Source organism: Methylobacterium sp., from assembly GCF_019750675.1.
Taxonomy (GTDB): Bacteria; Pseudomonadota; Alphaproteobacteria; order Rhizobiales; family Beijerinckiaceae; genus Methylobacterium.
Genome location: NZ_JAIEOF010000173.1, coordinates 1 through 18,991, shown reverse-complemented (window position 1 = coordinate 18,991; position 18,991 = coordinate 1). Strand labels below are relative to the sequence as shown.

Below are 18,991 nucleotides of genomic sequence, written 5' to 3'. Positions count from 1 at the left end.
TCAGGCCCGAACCGGCGCGGGCTCTTCCACCCGGCCGGAGCGCAGGCGGACCGTCCGGTCGCAGAGCCGGGCGAGGCCGGGATCGTGGGTGACGAGCACCAGGGTGGCGCCCCGGTCGCGCTTGAGCGCGAACAGGAGGTCGACGATCTGGCGCCCCGTCGCCTCGTCGAGGTTTCCGGTGGGCTCGTCGGCGACCAGGATCGCCGGATCGGGCACGATGGCGCGGGCGATGGCGACGCGCTGCTGCTCGCCGCCTGAGAGCTGGGCCGGGTAGTGATGCAGGCGGTGGCCGAGGCCGACAGCCTCCAACTCGGCCTGGGCCCGCCGATAGGCGTCCGGCTTGTCGGCCAGTTCCAGGGGCAGCGCCACGTTCTCCAGGGCCGTCATCGTGGGCACGAGGTGGAAGGCCTGGAAGACGATGCCGATGCGCCGGCCGCGGAAGCGCGCGAGCGCATCCTCGTCGAGGGTGCCGAGGTCCGTGCCCTCCACGACGATGCGGCCGGCATCCGGGCGCTCCAGACCCGCCATCACCATGAGCAGCGTCGACTTGCCCGAGCCGGAGGGACCGACGAGTCCCACGGCCTCCCCGGCCGCCACCGAGAGGGAGATCCCGCGCAGCACATGCACGCGGGCGGCACCGCGTCCCAGGCTGAGGTCGATGTCGGAGAGCGCGATGGTCGGTGCCGTGGCCTTGTCGGAGTTCAACGGGTGACCGATCTGTGAGCGGGTGCGAACATGGTGCGCCGAGGGTCGGAGTTGTGGGCGAATGGGTCTGTGTGAAGTGTCACACCGCGTCGATATGGTCCGCGTGGCCGGCAGGCGCCATCCGGGTTTCGGGATCGCCGCGCTGATGGTGCTCTTTGCCGCACTCACCCTCGGGGCGGTGCCGTCCCGCGCCGCGCCCGAAGCCGCCCCGATCAGGCTCGTGGCCTTCGGTGACAGCCTGACGGCGGGGTACCGCCTGCCGGCGACGGCCGCATTTCCGACCGTGCTGGAGCGCGCATTGGCGGCCCGTGGGCGGCGCGTGACGATCGCCAATGCGGGCGTCTCCGGCGATACGACGACGGGCGGGCTCGACCGCCTGGACTGGTCGATTCCCGACGGCACCGACGGCGTCATCCTCGAACTCGGGGCCAACGACATGCTGCGGGGCACCGACCCGGCCGTCACCCGCAAGGCCCTGGAGGCGATGATCACGCGGCTCAAGGCCCGCGGCATCCCCGTGCTGCTCACCGGGATGAAAGCCTCGCCCAACCTGGGTCCGGACTACATGGCGCGCTTCGACGCGATCTACCCGGATCTCGCCCGGAGCCACGACCTCCTCCTCTACCCGTTCTTCCTCGAGGGCGTCCTCGGCGACCGCTCGGCGCATCTCGACGACGGGCTGCACCCTAACGCGAAGGGCGTCGAGACCATCGTGGCCGCCATTCTCCCCACCGTCGAACGCTTCCTCGACGGCGTGAAGCCCGGGCCCCGCTGAACCGATGCCGCGCCTGTTCACCGGACTCGAGATCCCGCCGGAGATCGGCGCGGCGCTGGCGCTGAAGCGCGGTGCCCTGCGCGGCAGCCGCTGGATCGACCCGTCCGACTACCACATCACCCTGCGCTTCCTCGGGGACGTGGAGGTCGAGGTCGCGGAGGCCCTGCACGAGGCCCTGGTCGCGGCGCGACCGCGCGCGTCGTTCTCCGTCACCCTCGACGGGCTGGCGAGCTTCGGCGGCGACCGGCCGCGCGCCATCCTCGCCACGGTGGTGCCGAGCCCGGAGCTTCTCGATCTCCAGGCCGAGCAGGAGCGCCTCGCCCGCCAGGCCGGGGCGGAGCCGGAGCGGCGCAAGTTCACGCCCCACGTCACCCTGGCGCGCCTGCGCCGGGAAGCCGGCCCGGAGGATGTGGCCGCCTATCTCGGCGAACGCGGTCTGTTCACGCCCCTGACCGTCCCGGTGGAGCGGGTGGCGCTGTTCTCCGCCCGCGAGTCGAAGGGCGGCGGCCCCTACGTGGTCGAGGCGGCCTATCCGCTGGGCTCGGATCAATAAAGAAGCGGACATCGTCATCGAGCCCGCTCCCGACCTTTTGAGGAAGCTCGGAACGTCCCCATGCGGGCAGTCTGATAGCTCCAAGATTTACGTTCGGAATGCCATAGGGGACGCCCCTGCACCTGAACCTGCAACCAAACAATTCGGGAGGCCTGATCCACGAAGTCTTAAGTCGCTGTTTCAACGCCCCTCACTTTGACGGTATGAGGTGAGCTAACCAGGACAACAGACCGGCTGGGAGAGGCCCCATGGACGCCACGCGTACTTCGCCCCACCGGCCGGTCGATGGAGCCGCCGTCATGCGGCGAGTGGGATGGCGGATCGTACCGTTCCTCGTGCTGTGCTACTTCATCGCCTACGTCGATCGGGTGAACGCGGGCTTCGCCGCCCTCACCATGAACAAGGACCTCGGCCTGTCGCAGGCGATGTTCGGCATCGGTGGCGGGTTGTTCTTCGTCGCCTACGTTCTGTTCGAGGTGCCGAGCAACATCGCGATGGAGAAGGTCGGCGCGCGGCTCTGGATCGCGCGCATCATGATCACCTGGGGCATGGTCGGCGTCGCGATGGCGTTCATCGTCGGCCCCTACAGCTTCTACCTCTGCCGATTCTTACTGGGCGCGGCTGAGGCTGGGTTCTTCCCCGGCGCGCTCCTGTACCTGACTTACTGGTTCCCCAAGGCGTACCGTGCCCGCATCGTCGCGATGTTCATGGTCGCGATCCCGATCTCCAGCTTCCTCGGCTCGCCGATCTCGGCGTCGCTGCTACAGCTCGAGGGTGCCGCCGGGCTTCACGGCTGGCAGTGGCTGTTCATCGTCGAGGCGATCCCGGCAGTGCTGCTCGGCCTCGCTGCCTTGATCATGCTGCCGAGCCGACCGGCGGAGGCCAAGTGGCTGGCGCCAGAGGAACGGGCATGGCTGGAAGATCAACTCGCTGCCGATCGCTCCGGGATCTCCCCGGTCGCACACCACCTGCCGCTGCATAAAGTTCTGACGAACAAGTACATTTGGGCGCTGGCGCTGATCTACTCGGGCTCGTCGGCCACCAGTAACGCTCTCTCGCTGTGGCAGCCGCAGATCCTCAAGGCGTTCGGCTTGTCCAATCTCGAGACGGGCCTGTTGAACATGATCCCGTTTGGCATCGCCTCGGTGTTCATGATCTTTTGGGGTCTGCGCGCCGACCGAACGGGCGAGCGGGTGTGGAGCACCGCGCTACCGTTGGCAGCGACCTGCCTGTGCCTGTTCGCCACCAACCTCACCTCTTCGCTCACGGTGACGATGGTGCTGCTGAGCCTGGTACTGATGGGCAACTACGCGATCAAGGGTCCGTTCTGGGCGATGGCGACCGAATGGCTCTCGGTCGGCACGGCCGCTGCTGGTATCGCAGCGATCAACACGTTGTCGCATCTGGGCACCGGCATCGCCTCCTGGCTCCTCGGGGTGATCAAGGACCAAACCGGTAGCTTCCCTCTCGCCCTGCTGCCGCTCGTGTTCCTGACCGGCTCGGGCGCGATCATGACCTTGATCCTCGGACGCGGCTCGCGTGCGCGGGCCGCCGCCCCCGCTCCGGCCGCTGCGGAATAGTCCCAATCGCCGAAGCCGCCGCGCTTGAGCTTCCTCGATAAATGTCTTTCCCAATGCGTTTCCGAACGCAGCAGGGTCTTTCCAATGAAGCAGTGATCGCAAGGAAGCGGCGATGATCTCACGACGCATGTTCCATCGGACCATCGTGGGCTTGGCTGCGACAAGTGCTTGGCCGCGACGCAGCGTGGCGCAGGATGCATCCGTGACAGCCGTGGACTCCCACGCGCATGTCTTCAAGCGTGGCCTGCCGTTGGCGGCTCACAGCCGGTACGCGCCCGATTACGATGCAACGCCGGAGGATTACATCAGGAACCTGGACGCCAACGGCATGTCGAAAGGCGTCCTTGTTCAGCCGAGCTTCCTCGGGACCGACAACAACTACTTGCTGGAGGCGCTAAGACGTTTTCCGGACCGCTTCCGTGGCATCGCCGTGGTGCAACCTGACATTCAACAGGATGCGCTGCGAGAACTCACTGCTGCTGGGGTCGTCGGCATCCGGCTCAACCTGATCGGGGCACAGAATCCTCAGTTCGATGTTGATCCCTGGCCGATGCTGCTCAAGCGCCTCGCCGACCTCAACTGGCAGGTCGAGATCCAGGCCGAAGGCAGACGCTGGCCGGAGTTGTTGCCGCTCCTTCTGAAGAGCGGCGTGAAAGTCGTCGCCGATCATTTCGGCAAACCTGACCCCAAGCTCGGCGTCGATGATCCCGGCTTCCAGCAATTGCTGAAGGCGGGCAGCACTGATCGTGTCTGGGTCAAGATCTCGGGCTCATACCGCAACGGGGCTGGACTGCCCGCTTTGGCGATCCCGCTGCTACGCGAGAATTTCGGTGTCGATCATCTGGTCTGGGGCAGCGACTGGCCTCACACGCAGTTCGAGACAAAGACGAACTATGCAGATGTACGCCGCGAATTGGACATGTGGCTGCCCAATGCCGGAGACCGCAGGACTGTCTTACGCGATGCACCGCGCAAGTTGTTTTGGACGGCGAGGGATTGAAGGAGCCGGCACGGTTCACCGGACAAATTTTTATACGTTGCGGTCGGGCAGCATGCGGAACGTCTGCTCCGGGACGAAAAGCTGGGGTCCGTCTGCCAGCCCGAGCCGAGTTTGCCCGAGGGCTTACGAACGGCCGCTTTCGGGAAGCGCCGACGACGTCAGAGGCGCCTGGGTCGGGTCGAAATCGGAACGTCTGCTCTTGGATAGGACGGCGAGCGCCACTCCCCACCCGCAGCTGCCATCCGCACGGTCACCCCGATCGCGCGTAGACCCCCACGAACCTCAGAGCCGGCGCAGGGCCACGCTTTCAATGCGGTGGCTGGCGCCCTTGGCGAGGATCAGGCTCGCCCGCTGACGGGTCGGCAGGATGTTGTCGCGCAGGTTCGGCAGGTTGATCGTGGTCCAGAGCGTATCGGCGATCTCGATGGCCTCGGCCTCCGTCACCTCCGCGTACTTGCGGAAGTAGGAGAGCGGATCGCGGAAGGCGGTCTGGCGCAGGCGCAGGAAGCGGTTGACGTACCAGCGGTGCAGGTCGTCCTCGTGCCCGTCGAGGTAGATCGAGAAGTCGAAGAAGTCGGAGACGAACGGAATCGCGGTGCCGTCGCGCGGCAGGCGCGCGGGCTGGAGCACGTTGAGGCCCTCGACGATGAGGATGTCGGGCGATTCGATGACCCGCTCCTCCCCCGGCATGACGTCGTAGACGAGGTGCGAGTAGAGGGGCGCGGCGACCCGCTTCTTGCCGGCCTTGATGTCCGTGAGGAAGCGCAGGAGGGCCGCGGTGTCGTAGCTTTCCGGAAAGCCCTTGCGCTCCATGGCGCCCATGCGGCGCAACTCGGCGTTGGGCAGGAGGAAGCCGTCCGTGGTGATGAGGTCGACCTTCGGGGTGTTCGGCCAGCGCGCGAGCAGGGCGGCCAGGACGCGGGCGGAGGTGGACTTGCCCACCGCCACGGAGCCCGCCAACCCGATGATGTAGGGCACCTTGGTCTCGTGCTCGGCGAGCAGGAAGCGCTGGGTCGCCTTGAACAGCCCTTGCGTTGCCGCGACGTAGAGCGACAGCAGGCGCGACAGCGGCAGGTAGATCGCCTCGACCTCCTCCACGGAGATCGGATCGTTGAGCGATTGCAGGCGCGCCACCTCTTCGGCCGCCAGGGTCAGCGGGGTGTCGGCGCGCAGCTGCGCCCATTCCTCGCGGGTGAACAGGCGGTAGGGGGAGAGCCGCTCGGAGCCCTCCCCGGTGACCGGATCCTGCCCCTCCGCCGGCATGCGCGGCGTGGCGACCGGAACGGGCATCTCGGCGTTCACGCCGGCCCCCGCGCGGCTTTCTCGGCGATCCCGCTCTGGGCCGTGCGGCGCTCCAGCTCGGCCAGGACCTCGTCGAGGCCGATGCCGCCGCCGCGCAGCACCACGAGCAGGTGGTAGAGCACGTCCGCCGCTTCGCTCACCAGGCCGGCGCGGTCCCCCTGCACGGCGGCGATGGCGGCTTCCACGGCCTCCTCGCCGAGCTTCTTGGCCGCCCGCCCCTGGCCGCCGGCGAGGAGCTTGGCCGTGTAGGAGGTCTCGGGGGATGCCGCGGCGCGGTCGGCCACGAGGGCTTCGAGGTCGTTGAGCGTGAAGTGGGTCATACAATCCTGGGTCCCGGCGAACCGGGCCTATCGTGCCGTCGGCGCGAGCGTGCGGCACGATGGATCATGACGCAAGGGCCGGCCGCCGCCGTGCTTACAGATCGAGGCGCATGGAAAGTCCGGCCGCCGCCATGTGGGCCTTGGCCTCGGACACGGTGTGCTGACCGAAGTGGAAGATCGAGGCCGCCAGCACGGCGCTGGCGCCGCCATCGCGCACGCCCGCCACCAGATCGTCGAGGCTGCCGACGCCCCCCGACGCGATGACCGGCACCGTGACGGCGTCCGCGATCGCCCGCGTCAGGCCGATGTCGTAGCCCGAACGCATGCCGTCCCGGTCCATGGAGGTCACCAGCAACTCACCGGCGCCGCGCGCGGTGACGGTGCGGGCAAAATCGATGGCGTCGAGGCCGGTCGCCTTGCGTCCGCCATGGGTGAAGATCTGCCAGGCGGCGGGCTCGCCGGGGCCGGAGGTGCGCTTGGCGTCGATGGCGACGACGATGCACTGGCTGCCGAACTTCTCGGCTCCGCGGGCCACGAAGTCGGGATCGTTCACCGCCGCCGTGTTGATCGAGACCTTGTCGGCCCCGGCGAGCAGCAGGGTGCGGATATCCGCAACCGTGCGGATGCCGCCGCCCACGGTCAGCGGCATGAAGCAGGCCTCCGCCGTGCGGCTGACCACGTCGAGGAGGGTGCCCCGGTCCTCGTGGCTCGCGGTGATGTCGAGGAAGCAGAGTTCGTCCGCCCCGGCGGCGTCGTAGGCCTTGGCCGCCTCCACCGGATCGCCGGCATCGCGCAGTTCGAGGAACTGCACGCCCTTCACGACGCGGCCGTCCTTCACGTCGAGGCAGGGGATGATGCGGGTCTTCAACATGGGCGGGCCTCGAGCGCGTCAGGCCGCCGGGTCGGCGTCAGCCGAGCCCTTGGCGCGCTTGATGGCGGCGAGGGCCTCGCGCGGGTCGATGCGGCCGTCATAGAGGGCGCGGCCCGTGATGGCGCCGGCCAGGAGCGCGCAATCGGGCTCCAGGATGCGGTGGACGTCCTCGATGGAGGCGAGGCCGCCCGACGCGATCACGGGAATCGTCACCGCGCGGGCGAGCCCGAGGGTCATCTCGATGTTCAGGCCCTTCAGGATGCCGTCGCGGGCGATGTCGGTGTAGATGATGGCGGCGACCCCGGCATCCTCGAAGCGGCGACCGAGCTCCTCCGCCGTCATGCTGGAGGTGGTGGCCCATCCCTCCACCGCGACGCGGCCGTCCTTGGCGTCGATGCCGACCGCGATCTTGCCGGGATAGAGCCGGGCGGCCTCGCGCACGAAGGCCGGGTCCCGCACGGCGGCGGTGCCGATGATGACGCGGCTGACGCCCTTGGCGATCCAGGCCTCGAGGGTGCGCATCTCCCGGATGCCGCCGCCGAGCTGCACCGGCAGCTTGGTCCGGGCCAGGATCGCGTCGACGGCGCCGGCGTTCATCGGCGCGCCCGCGAAGGCGCCGTCGAGGTCGACCACGTGCAGCCAGGAGAAGCCCTGCTCCTCGAAGACCGCGGCCTGGGCGGCCGGGTCGTCGCTGAACACGATGGCCTGCGCCATGTCGCCCTGCACGAGGCGGACGCAGCGCCCTTCCTTGAGATCGATGGCCGGAAACAGGATCACGCGTCGGTTCGCTTTCGGGTGTGCGGTTCGGGATCGGCGCGGTTCTAAGGACGCCAGCGCAGGAAGTTGGCGAGGAGCGCGAGGCCGAGGCGCTGGCTCTTCTCCGGGTGGAACTGGGTGCCGGCGACGTTGTCGCGCGCCACCATCGCGGTGACGGCGCCGCCGTAATCGCTGTGCGCCACGCAATCGCCGGGCCGCTCGGGGCTCAGGGCGAAGCTGTGCACGAAGTAGGCGTGCAGGCCGTCCGCCCCGGTCGGGATCTCGGCGAGCAGGGCGTGGTCGCGGTCCACCTCCAGGGTGTTCCAGCCCATGTGGGGCACCTTGAGGGCCGGGTCGTCGGGCCGGATCGGACCGACATCGCCGGGAATCCAGCCGAGCCCCGGGGTGGTGTCGTATTCGAGGCCGCGCGTCGCCAGGAGCTGCATGCCGACGCAGATGCCGAGGAAGGGACGCGCCCGCGCTCTGGCCGCGTGGGTCATCGCCTCGACCATGCCGGGCACCGCGTCGAGGCCGCGGCGGCAATCCGCGTAGGCGCCGACGCCGGGCAGGACCACGCGGTCCGCCTTCGCCACGGTCTCGGCCTCGTCGGTGAGGACGATCCGGGTCGCATCGAGGCCGGCTTCCCGCGCGGCCCGCTCGAACGCCTTGGCGGCCGAGTGCAGGTTGCCCGATCCGTAATCGATGATCGCGACGGTCTCGGCGCTCACCGGCGGCCCTCGCTGAAGGGGAACATGCCGATGGCCAGATCGCTCGGCGGCACCGCAAGGCTCGCATGGCCGGCGGAAGCGGGCCGGGGCAGCGGACCTCCGCCGAGCCAGCGGAGCGCCGCCTTCATCTCGGCCTCCTCGGGGCTCGCCGCCATCACGGCATCGCGCACGGGCCGGCCCGCACGGGCATAGGTCCAGCGCCGCAGGGACGAGGCCTCGAGGCCGATCAGCACCATGGCCAGCAGCGCGACCAAGAAACCCGCCAGCGATGTCAGCCCGAGGAAGCGGCCGGCCATCGCGAGGGCCGCCAGCAGGGCCAGCACCCCGAGGCCGGCCAGCCAGAGCCGGTGGAAGAAGAACCACAGGGGGCCGAAGGCGAAGGCGGTCCAGGAGAAGCCGTCCGGCACGAGGTACGCGCGCTCGAGGCCGTGCGCCTCCCCGGCCAGGGCGTCCCGCTCCGGGTGCAGCGTGTAGGTCCGCATCACGTTCCGCCTCCTCTGCTCCGATCCGACGAGCGGATCAGAGTGAACCCTTCGTCGAGGGTACGCGCCCGCCCTCACGCGGATCGACGGCGACCGCCTGCCGCAAGGCGCGGGCCAATCCCTTGAAGCAGCTCTCCGCGATATGGTGCGCGTTGTCGCCGTACAGGGTCTCGACATGCAGCGTGAGGCCGGCATTCATCGCGAAGGCCTGGAACCACTCGCGCACCAGTTCGGTGTCGAACTGGCCGATCTTCTCCACCCGGAACTGCGTGCGGAAGACCAGGAAGGGCCGGCCCGAAATGTCGATGGCGACCCGGGTCAGGGTCTCGTCCATGGGCAGGTGGATGTCGGCGTAGCGGGTGATGCCACGCTTGTCCGCCAGGGCCTGCGCGAAGGCCTGGCCCAGGGCAATGCCCGTATCCTCGACGGTGTGGTGGTGATCCACGTGGAGGTCGCCGGTGACCGCCACGTCGAGGTCGAACAGGCCATGCCGGGCGAACAATTCCAGCATGTGATCGAAGAAGCCGACGCCGGTCGCGATCGTGGCCTTTCCCGTTCCGTCGAGGGCGAAGGACACGCGCACATCGGTCTCCGCGGTCTTGCGGCTGATACTGGCGGCGCGCTGGGCCTCTGGGGTCACGGTTCGGTTCCGGTTCTGGCACGAACCCGCCTTCTAGTGCGAAGTCGGGGCCCCGTGAAGGGCGGCGCGGGCCAAATCCACCGCCCGCCGGTCAGGCTCCGATCACCCGCCCGGCGACGGCGTCGAGCTTGGCGAGAAGGGTGGCGTCGCGCTGGGCGGGCGCCGTCATGATGGCGCCGTCGAGGGCGCGCTCGCTGCCCACCGGGCAGGCCTCGCGCTCGGCGGGGAAGTCGCGGGCGAGGCGGGCGACGAGGCGCGCCGCCTTGTCGGCATTGGCCCGGGCCACCGCCACCACGGCGGCCACGTCCACGTCGTCGTGGGTCGGGTGCCAGCAATCGAAGTCGGTGACCATCGCGATGGTCGCGTAGGTGATCTCGGCCTCGCGGGCAAGCTTGGCCTCCGGCATGTTGGTCATGCCGATCACGTCGTAGCCTAACGCCTTGTAGGTGGTGGACTCGGCATAGGTGGAGAATTGCGGCCCCTCCATGCAGACATAGGTGCCGCCGCGCTGGACCGCGATGTCCTCGGCTTGCGCCGCCGCCGCGATCCGGGCCTGCAGGGCGGGGCCGATCGGGTGCGCCAGGGAGACGTGGGCGACGCAGCCGTTGCCGAAGAACGAGGAGGCCCGCCCGACGGTGCGGTCGACGAACTGGTCGACGAGCACGAAGAGGCCGGGATGCAGTTCCGCCCTGAACGAGCCGCAGGCCGAGAGGGAGACGAGGTCGGTGACGCCCGCCCGCTTCAGGATGTCGATGTTCGCGCGGTAATTGATGCCGGTCGGCGAGAAGCGGTGGCCGCGCCCGTGGCGGGCCAGGAACACCACCCGGGTCTCACCGATGCGGCCGATGCGCAGGGCGTCGGACGGCTCGCCCCAGGGGGACTCGATCCGCTCCTCGCGGACATCCTCGAGCCCGGGGAGGTCGTAGACCCCCGACCCGCCCATCACGCCGAGCACCGCTGCCGTCATCCTGGTCTCCATAAAGATCGCGCCGGTCGCCCCTCCTTGGGGCGCCGGCGCGGGGCATGTCAACGAAGGGGAAATTGAGAGCGGGCGGCCCCGTGGGGACCGCCCGCTCTCGGATCAGCAGGGCTCTGATCAGTAGGTCTTGTGCAGCTCGGGTTGGAGGCCGTGGACCTCGCCGCCGACCTTCGCCCAGATCTTCTTCTTCACGTAGTAGAGCAGACCCGAGAGGACGAGCAGGAACAGGATCACCCGCAGGCCGAGGGCCTTGCGCGCCATCATGTGGGGCTCGGCGGCCCAGGCCATGAACGCCGCGACGTCGCGGGAATACTGCTCCGTCGTCTCGGGGACGACCGGCTCGCCCTTGTCGTTCTTGGCGTAGGTGACCTGCCCGTCGCTGATGGGCTTGGGCATCGCGATCAGGTGACCGGCATAGTACTTATTGTAGTAGGTGCCGGTGGGGATCTCCTTGCCGGCCGGCGGGTCTTCGTACCCGTTCAGGAGCGCGTGGATGTAGTCCACGCCCTGCTCGGAATAGCCGACGAAGGGCAGCGCATCGATCACGAACAGCGGGAAGCCGCGCTCGTAGGTCCGGGCCTTGGCCAGCACCGAGAAGTCCGGCGGCGCCTTGCCGCCGTTGGCGGCGGCCGCCGCCTTCTCGTTCGGGAAGGGCGACGGGAAGGCGTCGGCGGCGCGGGCGGGACGATCGACGTCCTCGCCGGCATCGTTCTGCTCCTTCACCTTGTACTGGGCGGCGAGCTCCTTGACCTGACCGGCGCTGAAGCCGGGGCCTCCGGCCTCCGCCAGGTTGCGGAAGCGCACGAGGCTCATGCCGTGACAGCTCGAGCAGACTTCCTTGTAGACCTGGAAGCCGCGCTGGAGCTGGGCCTGGTCGAAGCGGCCGAAGATGCCGGCGAAGCTCCACTTCTCGCGGGGCGGATGAGGGGTTCCCTCATCCGCCGACGCGACGGTGACGCTCATGACGGCCGCGAGCAGGGACGCGGCGAGGACGCGGGTCGTTTTCATGGTTCTCAAAAGTCCCCTGCCCTCAACCCTTGGACGATGGTGCGGCGGCGGCACCGATCGGCATGCCGGACCCGCTCACCTGCTTGCCCGGTCCCGTCACGGTCTCGAGGATCGATCCCGGAAGGGCCTTGGGCGTCTCGAACAGGCCGACGAGCGGCATCACGAGCAGGAAGTGCAGGAAGTAGTAGGCCGTGCAGATGCGGGCCGCGATGACGTAGCCACCCTCCGGCGGCTTGGCGCCGAGCCAGCCGAGCAGCACGCAGACCACCAGGAACAGCCAGAAGAACTGACGGTAGATCGGGCGGTAGTTGCAGGAACGCACGCGGGAAGTGTCGAGCCAGGGGGCCAGCGCCAGAATCAGCACGGCGCTGAACATCAGGATGACGCCGCCGAGCTTGTCCGGCACCGCGCGCAGGATCGCGTAGAAGGGCAGGAAGTACCATTCCGGCACGATGTGCGCGGGCGTCACGGCCGGGTTGGCCGGCACGTAGTTGTCGGCGTGGCCGAGGTAGTTCGGCTGGTAGAAGATCCAGTAGGCGAAGAAGGCGAAGAACACGACCGAGGCGAACACGTCCTTGACGGTCGCGTAGGGCGTGAAGGCCACCGCATCCTTGCCGGACTTGATCGGGATGCCCGCCGGGTTGTTCTGGCCCGTCACGTGCAGCGCCCAGACGTGCAGGACGACGACGCCCGTAATCATGAACGGCAGCAGGTAATGCAGCGAGAAGAAGCGGTTCAGGGTCGGGCTGCCGACCGAGTAGCCGCCCCAGAGCAGGCTCTGGATGGTCTCACCCACAACCGGGATCGCGCCCAGGATGCTGGTGATGACGGTGGCGCCCCAGAAGCTCATCTGGCCCCACGGCAGGGTGTAGCCCAGGAAGGCGGTGGCCATCATCAGGAGGTAGATGATCACGCCGAGGATGTAGAGCACCTCACGCGGGGCCTTGTACGATCCGTAGTACAGCGCCCGGAAGATGTGCACGTACACCGCCACGAAGAACATCGAGGCGCCGTTGGCGTGCATGTAGCGCAGCAGCCAGCCGTAGTTCACGTCGCGCATGATGTGCTCGACGGAGTTGAAGGCGTTGGCGGCGGAGGGATCGTAATGCATCGCCAGCCAGATGCCGGTGACGATCTGCGAGACCAGCATGGCGATCAGGATCGCGCCAAAGGTCCAGAAGTAGTTCAGGTTCCGCGGCACCGGGAAGGAGACGAAGGACGAATGCACCAGCCCGATCAGGGGCAGGCGCGATTCGAACCACTTCGCCAGGGCACTCTTGGGAACGTAGGTGTTGCCGTGTGCGCTCATGGGGCGACCCGCTCCAATTCCTGTTTCACTGTGTCAGGCGACCGCCTTGCCACCCTCTTCGCCGATCCGGATCTTCGAATCCGACTCGAACACGTAGGGCGGGATAGGCAGGTTCGTCGGGGCGGGACCCCGGCGGACGCGGCCGGACGTATCGTAGAGCGAGCCGTGGCAGGGGCAGGACCAGCCCTCGTACTGCCCCTGGTGCCCGATCGGCACGCAACCGAGATGGGTGCAATTGCCGTAGACGACGAGCCACTTGGCGTGGCCCTGCTTGACGCGGGCCGAGTCGGCCTGCGGATCGATGAGGTCGGCCATCTTCACCTCGGAGGCCTCCTTGACCTCCTTCTCCGTCCGGTTCCGGACGAAGATGAGCTTGCCGCGCCAGAATACGTTGACGATCTGGCCTTCCTGGATCGGCGTCAGGTCGACTTCGAGGGGAGCACCGGCCGCGATGGTCTCCGCATCCGGCGCCATCGAGGCGACGAAGGGCCAAGCCAGGGCGCCCGCACCGACGGCGAGCCCGGCACCGGTCGCGAGGAACATGAAGTCGCGTCGCGTGCCGTCCGGCGCGCCGTGGGGGCTCTCGGGGTGGCCTGCCGTGTTCGCCAAGTGTCAAGCTCCAAGCATGAATGCGCCGGGTGACCGTTGTCCCACCTTGCGGCGATGGCCGGCAGGGACCTTAGAGGCTTTCAAAGGAATGTCAGCCCGGCGGGACGGAAGCACCATCCCACAGGATTGTGCAATGCGACCCCGCGTCACCGGAAGTCAAGGCGCGAAACCCGTCGGATCACGCCCTTTCCCGTCGTGCCGCGGACCCGTTGCGGAGAGGCCGCGGCGGCCCTCCGAGAGTCATGCGCCAGCGCGCCGGCCCCGAACGCTTCGGGGCCGAGCCATGCGTGGTGCGTCGGGTTGGGGCTTGGCTCCAGGCGTGAGCCCGGCCGATCCGCCGGATCGTGGCGCGTCCGGCCCGAAACTTCCGCTTGCCACGGAATGCCATTCTGGGTTGAAGCGCTGGTGCGCTGCATCGGCGCTTTGCCGCGTGTGCGAAGGTGCGGCGATCGGCTACCTCAGGCGGACCCGCTCAGCCAGCCGACCGGGGCCGGCCTCGAAGGATTCGATGGACATCAACCGCCCGCAATTCCTCGTCGCGGTCCTTCAGATCGTCTGGATCGATCGGCTCCTCTCGGACGACAACGCGATCGTCATCGCGCTGGCGTGCCGGGGCCTGCCCGAGGACCGTCGGCGCACCGGCATCCTGCTCGGTGCCGCCAACGGCGGGGGCCTTCGCATCCTGATCGCCCTGATGTTCTGGGCCGGCGCGGCGCTGCTCGGCTGGATCGCCGGGCAGATGATCGCCACCGATCCGCTGGTCGCGGGCCGGCTTGCCACCGTGCCCCATCTTCCGGCGATCACCGGAGGCGCGGTCGCGCTCCTCGTCCTCGGCATCGCGTTCCGGCTCACCCAGCGCCGGCCCGCGCTGCGGGAGGAGCCGCGTGGCTAGCCTGGCCGCCTGGGGGCCGGCCTGGCGCGTGCCGGGCGCGGAAGGCGTCACGCCCGGCGCGAGCCCGACTCCCGCCGTGTTCATGGAGTCGATCGCGGGCCTGACTGAGGGCGCGCGGGGCGTCGATCTCGCGCTCGTCACCGTGGTGTTGGCCCTGGTCGGCCTGATGCTCATCGGTATCCGCATCGGGCGGCGGCGCAGGCAGAACGCGCTCGCGCGGCGCGGCGCCCACGAGGCCCAGGCGCTCCTGCGCGACCTGTTCGAGGCTTCGGCGGACCGCCAATTCATCTTCCACGTCCGGCTCCCCGGCGATTTCCGCCTCGCGAACTGGAATCCGGCAGCCGCGGCCGCCTCGGGCCGGGGCGACGAGGCCCTGGGCCGGCCGGTCGAGGCCGTCCTCCCCCCGATCCAGGCCGCGCGGATGCGCGCCGCCCTGGCGCGCACCCTCGTCAGCGGCAAGACCGTGCGCCTGGAGGACCATGCCGACGGCGCGTTCTTCGAGGCCGTCCACGTTCCGCTGCGCGATCCCGTAACGCGGGCGATCGATCGGATCTACGTGGGCATCCACGACATCAGCCACCTCAAGCTCGCCGAGGCCGAGGCGCGCGAGGCCAACCGGCTCCTGGTCCTAGCCGAGCAGGTCGCGCATGTGGGGCACTGGGATCTCCGGCTGCAGGCGCGCCGCCTGACCTGGTCCGACGAGGTGTACCGCATCCACGGCCTCGATCCCGGGACCTTCACGCCGACGATCCGCGGCAGCCTCGCCGCCTGCCATCCGGACGATCGCGCCTCCGCGCGGGCGATCGTTTTGCGCGCCATCCGGCGCCGGGAGGGCTTCGACATCGCCCTGCGGCTGGTGCGTCCCTCGGGGGAGGTCCGCGACGTCCTCGTGCGCGGCCTCTGCCAGTTCGAGCACGGGAGCGGGGACGGGCGCGGTTCGGTGCGCTCGATCTTCGGCGTCTTCGCCGATGTGACGGAGGTGAAACAGGCCGAGCGCGCGCTCGCCGACAAGTCGGCGCTGCTGGAGGCGACCCTCGAGAGCATGGATCAGGGCCTCCTGCTCATCGGCGCGGACGGCTCGGTCCCGGTCATCAACCGGCGCGCCGTCGAGATCCTCTCTCTGCCCCCCGCCCTCATGGCCCAGCGGCCCGACTACCGGGCCATCCGGCGCAGCCTGCGCGAGAGCGGCGCCTGGGGCACCTCGATCCAGGACCCCCGCCACTGGCTCCTCGACGAGAACCGCCGCACCACCGACCTGCGCTCGGAGCGGCGCCGCCAGGACGGCAGCGTGATCGAGGTCCGCTCCCTGCCGATGCTCACGGGCCAGGGCCATGTGCAGACCCTGACCGACATCACGCACCGGCGACGCTCCGACGAGCGCCTGCGCGAGAGCGAGGCCCGCTTCCGGCTCCTGGCGGACTACACCTCGGATCTCATCGTCCTCGACGATGCGGCGGGCCGCCACCGCTACGTCTCGCCCGCCGTGACGAGCATGCTCGGCTACACCGCCGAGGAGGCCGACGCGATCGGCCTGCGCACGCTGGTCCACGCCGAGGACGTCGCCAAGCTCGACGCCACCCTCCGGGCCCTCGGGCCCGAGCATCCGACCGGATCGGTGATCTACCGGATGCGCCGGAAGGCCGGGACCTGGATCTGGGTCGAGGCGGCGTTCCGGCGCATCGCGGACGCCAGCGGCATCCAGGTCATCCAGGCCATCCGCGACGTCTCGGAGCGCAAGACCCAGGAGGCCGACCTCAAGAGCGCCCGGGCCGCCGCCGAGGCCGCCGCGCGGGCCAAGGCCGAGTTCCTGGCCAACATGAGCCACGAACTCCGGACCCCGCTGGCCGGGATCCTCGGCGTGCACGACCTCCTGCGGGAGGACGCGACGCTGACCCGCGACCAGGCGCGCCTCGTGGGTCTCGCGCGCGAATCGGGGCGCTCGCTCCTCACCATCGTCAACGACATCCTCGACTTCTCGAAGATCGAGGCGGGCCACCTGACGATCGAGGCCCTCCCCTTCAGCCTGCCGGCCCTGATCGAGGGCTGCCGCGAACTCAGTGCCGAGACGCTCCAGGATCGCCCGATCGCCTTCGGGATCGTGATCGCGCCGGACGTGCCCGAATGGGTCCTCGGCGATCCGACGCGCCTGCGCCAGGTCATCCTGAACCTCACCACGAACGCGATCAAATTCACGCCGGAGGGCAGCGTGACCCTGCGGGCCTCCTGGCTGCACGACCCCGCCAAGTCCCGCCGCAGCCGCGCGCGGCTCCGGATCGAGCTCGTCGATACGGGCATCGGCATCCTGCCCGAGACGCTTCCGCACCTGTTCGAGCGCTTCGCCCAGGCGGACGGCTCGACCTCGCGCCAATACGGCGGGACCGGGCTCGGCCTCACCATCTGCCGGCGCCTCGTGCAGCTCATGGGCGGCGAGATCGGGGTGGAAAGCCGGTTCGGCGCCGGGTCGACCTTCTGGTTCGAGGTGCCGCTGCGGCTGGCCGAGGCGGAGAGCGCGGCGGAGGATCGCGCATCGCCGCTGCTCCAGGCCACCGCCGGGGCGGTCTGGCGGGTCCTTCTGGCCGAGGACAACGCCATCAACCAGGAGATCATCGGCACGGTGCTGCGTCAGAAGGGCCACACGGTCACGGTGGTGGAGGACGGCGAGCGCGCCGTGGCGGCCGCCCTCGACCAGGGTCCCCTCGACCTCGTGCTGATGGACGTACAGATGCCGGGCCAGGACGGACTCGCGGCGACCCGGGCCATCCGCGCCCGCGAGCAGGCGGAGGGGCGCAGCCGCCTCCCCATCATCGCCCTGACCGCCAACGCGATGAGCGAGGAGATCGAGCGCTGCCACGCCGCCGGCATGGACGCGCACGTCGCCAAGCCCGTCGACTGGTCCGTGCTGTTCGCGACCATGGAGCGCCTCGCCCGGGAGCCGGGCCCGGCGGCCGCGACGCGGTGAAACCACGTCTCCGTGAGCCAGACCCACTGGTCAGTCTCACGGTGGTCCAGCGGACGAAAGCCGCTGCGTGGGCAAAGCTCGATGGGTCGGGCTCGTCGAGGTCTCGCATGATACGATTACCGGTTGAACCTCTCGGGATCTGGCGCGGGTCCCCTCTCCTGGAAGGAGAGGGACAGGGTGAGGTGTGTGACCTCTCCGGAAATGGACCACACCTCACCCCAACCCTCTCCTTTCAGGAGAGGGAGCACGTCGCGCGCAGGCTGATCGAAGCCATCACCCGGAAAATTTAAGGGGCGTGAGAGCGAAGCGCTCTCGACGAAGGACCGTACCCTCGAAAGCGGAACGCCCCGCCCCGGGTGGGGCGAGGCGCTCGACGTCTCGGCGGTGGAACGGCGGAAGGCTCAGTAGGCCGCCGGGTCCGGGCTGTCGCTCGGCGTGGCGAACTGCTTGGCCATCGCCTCGCTCATCGGCAGGTTCAGGTTGATGCCGCGCGGCGGGATCGGCTTCGTGAACCACTTGTCGTAGAGGGCCTTGCCCTCCGGGCTCTTGTAGAGCTTCGCGGTGGCCTCATCGACGACGGCCTTGAACGGGGCGTCGTCCTTGCGCAGCATGATGCCGTAGGGCTCGGGCTTCGACAGGGCTTCGCTGGAGATCGCGTAGGCGCCCGGCTCCTTCGAGCTGGCGGCGAGCGAGGCCAGCAGCACGTCGTCCATGACGAAGGCCGCGGCGCGGCCGGTCTCGACCATCAGGAAGGCCTCGGCGTGGTCCTTGGCCGGCAGGATCGTCAGACCGAGGTTGCGCGCGGTGTTCGCCTCGTTGATCTGGCGGATGTTGGTGGTGCCGGAGGTCGAGACGACGGTCTTGCCCTTCAGGTCCTCGATCTTGTCGAGCTTGGCGGACTTCTTGGCGACGAAGCGCGTCGCGGTCAGGAAGTGCGTGTTGGTGAAGGTCGCCTGCTTCTGGCGGTCCGGGTTGTTGGTGGTGGAGCCGCATTCCAGATCGATCGTGCCGTTGGCGATCAGTGGGATGCGGGTGGCCGAGGTGACCGGGTTCAGCTTCACCTCGAGGTTCGGAAGCTTGAGGTTGGTCTTCACCGCCTCGGCGATCTTCTGGCAGATCTCGAAGGCGTAGCCGACCGGCTTCTGGTCGCCGTCGAGATACGAGAACGGCACGGAGGCGTCCCGGTAGCCGATGGTGATCGCGTTGGTTTCCTTGATCTTCTTCAGGGTCCCGGTGAGGTCTTGCGCCTGGGCGCTCCCGCCCGCGGACACGGCCACGGCAAGGCTGAGTGCCAGTGCGGAGAGGGTGGATCTCTGATGACTCGAACGCATCTGCAAGGATGACTCCTGAAGGCCGACCGCCCCATTGGCCGTCGCTGGACCATGACCGAAGGCAACGTAGCAGCGGTGTATACCACCGCAATCGTTGTTTTCGCACTTTCCAGGGTGGAAGTGCCCTCCCCCCAGGCAAGGGGTATGCCGCGCGGGCCATGCCGCATGCAGCGCCGCCCCCGGGACGATCCC

General features: G+C 68.9%; 19 protein-coding genes. 6 read left to right on the top strand and 13 right to left on the bottom strand.

Features of this window, described 5'->3' with window-relative positions; all coding sequences use genetic code 11:
• Complete coding sequence (locus tag K2X24_RS09240) at positions 1-705, bottom strand: ABC transporter ATP-binding protein (protein WP_292497035.1); 705 nt, start codon at positions 703-705, stop codon at positions 1-3.
• Positions 706-850: 145 nt separating this feature from the next.
• Here K2X24_RS09240 and K2X24_RS09235 point away from each other — a divergent pair, with 145 nt between their 5' ends.
• The 4 genes from K2X24_RS09235 (at position 851) to K2X24_RS09220 (ending at position 4,613) form a co-directional block, all read left to right on the top strand.
• Complete coding sequence (locus tag K2X24_RS09235) at positions 851-1,480, top strand: arylesterase (protein ID WP_292497049.1); 630 nt, start codon at positions 851-853, stop codon at positions 1,478-1,480.
• A 4-nt stretch (positions 1,481-1,484) separates the two neighbouring features.
• Positions 1,485-2,033 (top strand): RNA 2',3'-cyclic phosphodiesterase, encoded by a 549-nt coding sequence (gene thpR, locus K2X24_RS09230; protein ID WP_292497033.1) that lies wholly within the window; start codon positions 1,485-1,487, stop codon positions 2,031-2,033.
• Between the two features lie 248 nt (positions 2,034-2,281).
• The gene (locus tag K2X24_RS09225) at positions 2,282-3,613 is read left to right on the top strand and encodes an MFS transporter (protein WP_292497031.1); all 1,332 of its coding nucleotides are present in this window, start codon (positions 2,282-2,284) and stop codon (positions 3,611-3,613) included.
• A gap of 202 nt (positions 3,614-3,815) precedes the next feature.
• Complete coding sequence (locus tag K2X24_RS09220) at positions 3,816-4,613, top strand: amidohydrolase family protein (RefSeq protein ID WP_292497028.1); 798 nt, start codon at positions 3,816-3,818, stop codon at positions 4,611-4,613.
• A 282-nt stretch (positions 4,614-4,895) separates the two neighbouring features.
• Here K2X24_RS09220 and coaA read toward each other — a convergent pair whose 3' ends face one another.
• From coaA to petA, 11 genes are all read right to left on the bottom strand, one after another.
• Complete coding sequence (gene coaA / locus K2X24_RS09215) at positions 4,896-5,876, bottom strand: type I pantothenate kinase (protein ID WP_238278804.1); 981 nt, start codon at positions 5,874-5,876, stop codon at positions 4,896-4,898.
• 35 nt (positions 5,877-5,911) lie between these two features.
• Positions 5,912-6,235 (bottom strand): phosphoribosyl-ATP diphosphatase, encoded by a 324-nt coding sequence (locus K2X24_RS09210; RefSeq protein WP_292497026.1) that lies wholly within the window; start codon positions 6,233-6,235, stop codon positions 5,912-5,914.
• A 94-nt stretch (positions 6,236-6,329) separates the two neighbouring features.
• On the bottom strand, positions 6,330-7,106 hold the full coding sequence (gene hisF, locus K2X24_RS09205; RefSeq protein ID WP_238278677.1) for an imidazole glycerol phosphate synthase subunit HisF: 777 nt from the start codon (positions 7,104-7,106) through the stop codon (positions 6,330-6,332).
• 18 nt (positions 7,107-7,124) lie between these two features.
• Complete coding sequence (hisA, locus tag K2X24_RS09200; protein WP_292497022.1) at positions 7,125-7,883, bottom strand: 1-(5-phosphoribosyl)-5-[(5-phosphoribosylamino)methylideneamino]imidazole-4-carboxamide isomerase; 759 nt, start codon at positions 7,881-7,883, stop codon at positions 7,125-7,127.
• Positions 7,884-7,927: 44 nt separating this feature from the next.
• A complete protein-coding gene (gene hisH / locus K2X24_RS09195) occupies positions 7,928-8,590 on the bottom strand; it encodes an imidazole glycerol phosphate synthase subunit HisH (RefSeq protein WP_292497019.1) in 663 nt (220 codons plus the stop codon).
• On the bottom strand, positions 8,587-9,072 hold the full coding sequence (locus K2X24_RS09190; RefSeq protein WP_292497016.1) for a DUF2628 domain-containing protein: 486 nt from the start codon (positions 9,070-9,072) through the stop codon (positions 8,587-8,589). The genes hisH and K2X24_RS09190 overlap by 4 nt, the downstream gene beginning before the upstream one ends.
• A 37-nt stretch (positions 9,073-9,109) precedes the next feature.
• Complete coding sequence (gene hisB / locus K2X24_RS09185) at positions 9,110-9,712, bottom strand: imidazoleglycerol-phosphate dehydratase HisB (protein WP_292497015.1); 603 nt, start codon at positions 9,710-9,712, stop codon at positions 9,110-9,112.
• A 91-nt stretch (positions 9,713-9,803) separates the two neighbouring features.
• Positions 9,804-10,679 carry an S-methyl-5'-thioadenosine phosphorylase gene (locus tag K2X24_RS09180; RefSeq protein WP_292497013.1) on the bottom strand — a complete coding sequence of 292 codons (876 nt, stop codon included), beginning with the start codon at positions 10,677-10,679 and terminating at the stop codon, positions 9,804-9,806.
• A gap of 129 nt (positions 10,680-10,808) precedes the next feature.
• Positions 10,809-11,699, bottom strand: a complete 891-nt coding sequence (locus tag K2X24_RS09175; RefSeq protein WP_292497011.1) for a cytochrome c1 — start codon at positions 11,697-11,699, stop codon at positions 10,809-10,811.
• 22 nt (positions 11,700-11,721) lie between these two features.
• Positions 11,722-13,008, bottom strand: a complete 1,287-nt coding sequence (locus K2X24_RS09170; RefSeq protein ID WP_238278689.1) for a cytochrome b N-terminal domain-containing protein — start codon at positions 13,006-13,008, stop codon at positions 11,722-11,724.
• A 33-nt stretch (positions 13,009-13,041) separates the two neighbouring features.
• Positions 13,042-13,617: a ubiquinol-cytochrome c reductase iron-sulfur subunit gene (gene petA / locus K2X24_RS09165; protein ID WP_292497009.1), complete on the bottom strand. Its 576-nt coding sequence runs from the start codon at positions 13,615-13,617 to the stop codon at positions 13,042-13,044.
• Positions 13,618-14,125: 508 nt separating this feature from the next.
• Here petA and K2X24_RS09160 point away from each other — a divergent pair.
• Positions 14,126-14,509 carry a hypothetical protein gene (locus K2X24_RS09160; protein WP_292497006.1) on the top strand — a complete coding sequence of 128 codons (384 nt, stop codon included), beginning with the start codon at positions 14,126-14,128 and terminating at the stop codon, positions 14,507-14,509.
• Positions 14,502-17,468: a PAS domain S-box protein gene (locus K2X24_RS09155; protein ID WP_292497004.1), complete on the top strand. Its 2,967-nt coding sequence runs from the start codon at positions 14,502-14,504 to the stop codon at positions 17,466-17,468. Before K2X24_RS09160 ends, K2X24_RS09155 begins: the two co-directional genes overlap by 8 nt.
• Positions 17,469-17,869: 401 nt before the next feature.
• Here the strand turns inward: K2X24_RS09155 and K2X24_RS09150 are convergent, their stop codons facing one another.
• The gene (locus K2X24_RS09150; RefSeq protein WP_238278693.1) at positions 17,870-18,799 is read right to left on the bottom strand and encodes an amino acid ABC transporter substrate-binding protein; all 930 of its coding nucleotides are present in this window, start codon (positions 18,797-18,799) and stop codon (positions 17,870-17,872) included.
• Positions 18,800-18,991 lie beyond the last annotated feature (192 nt).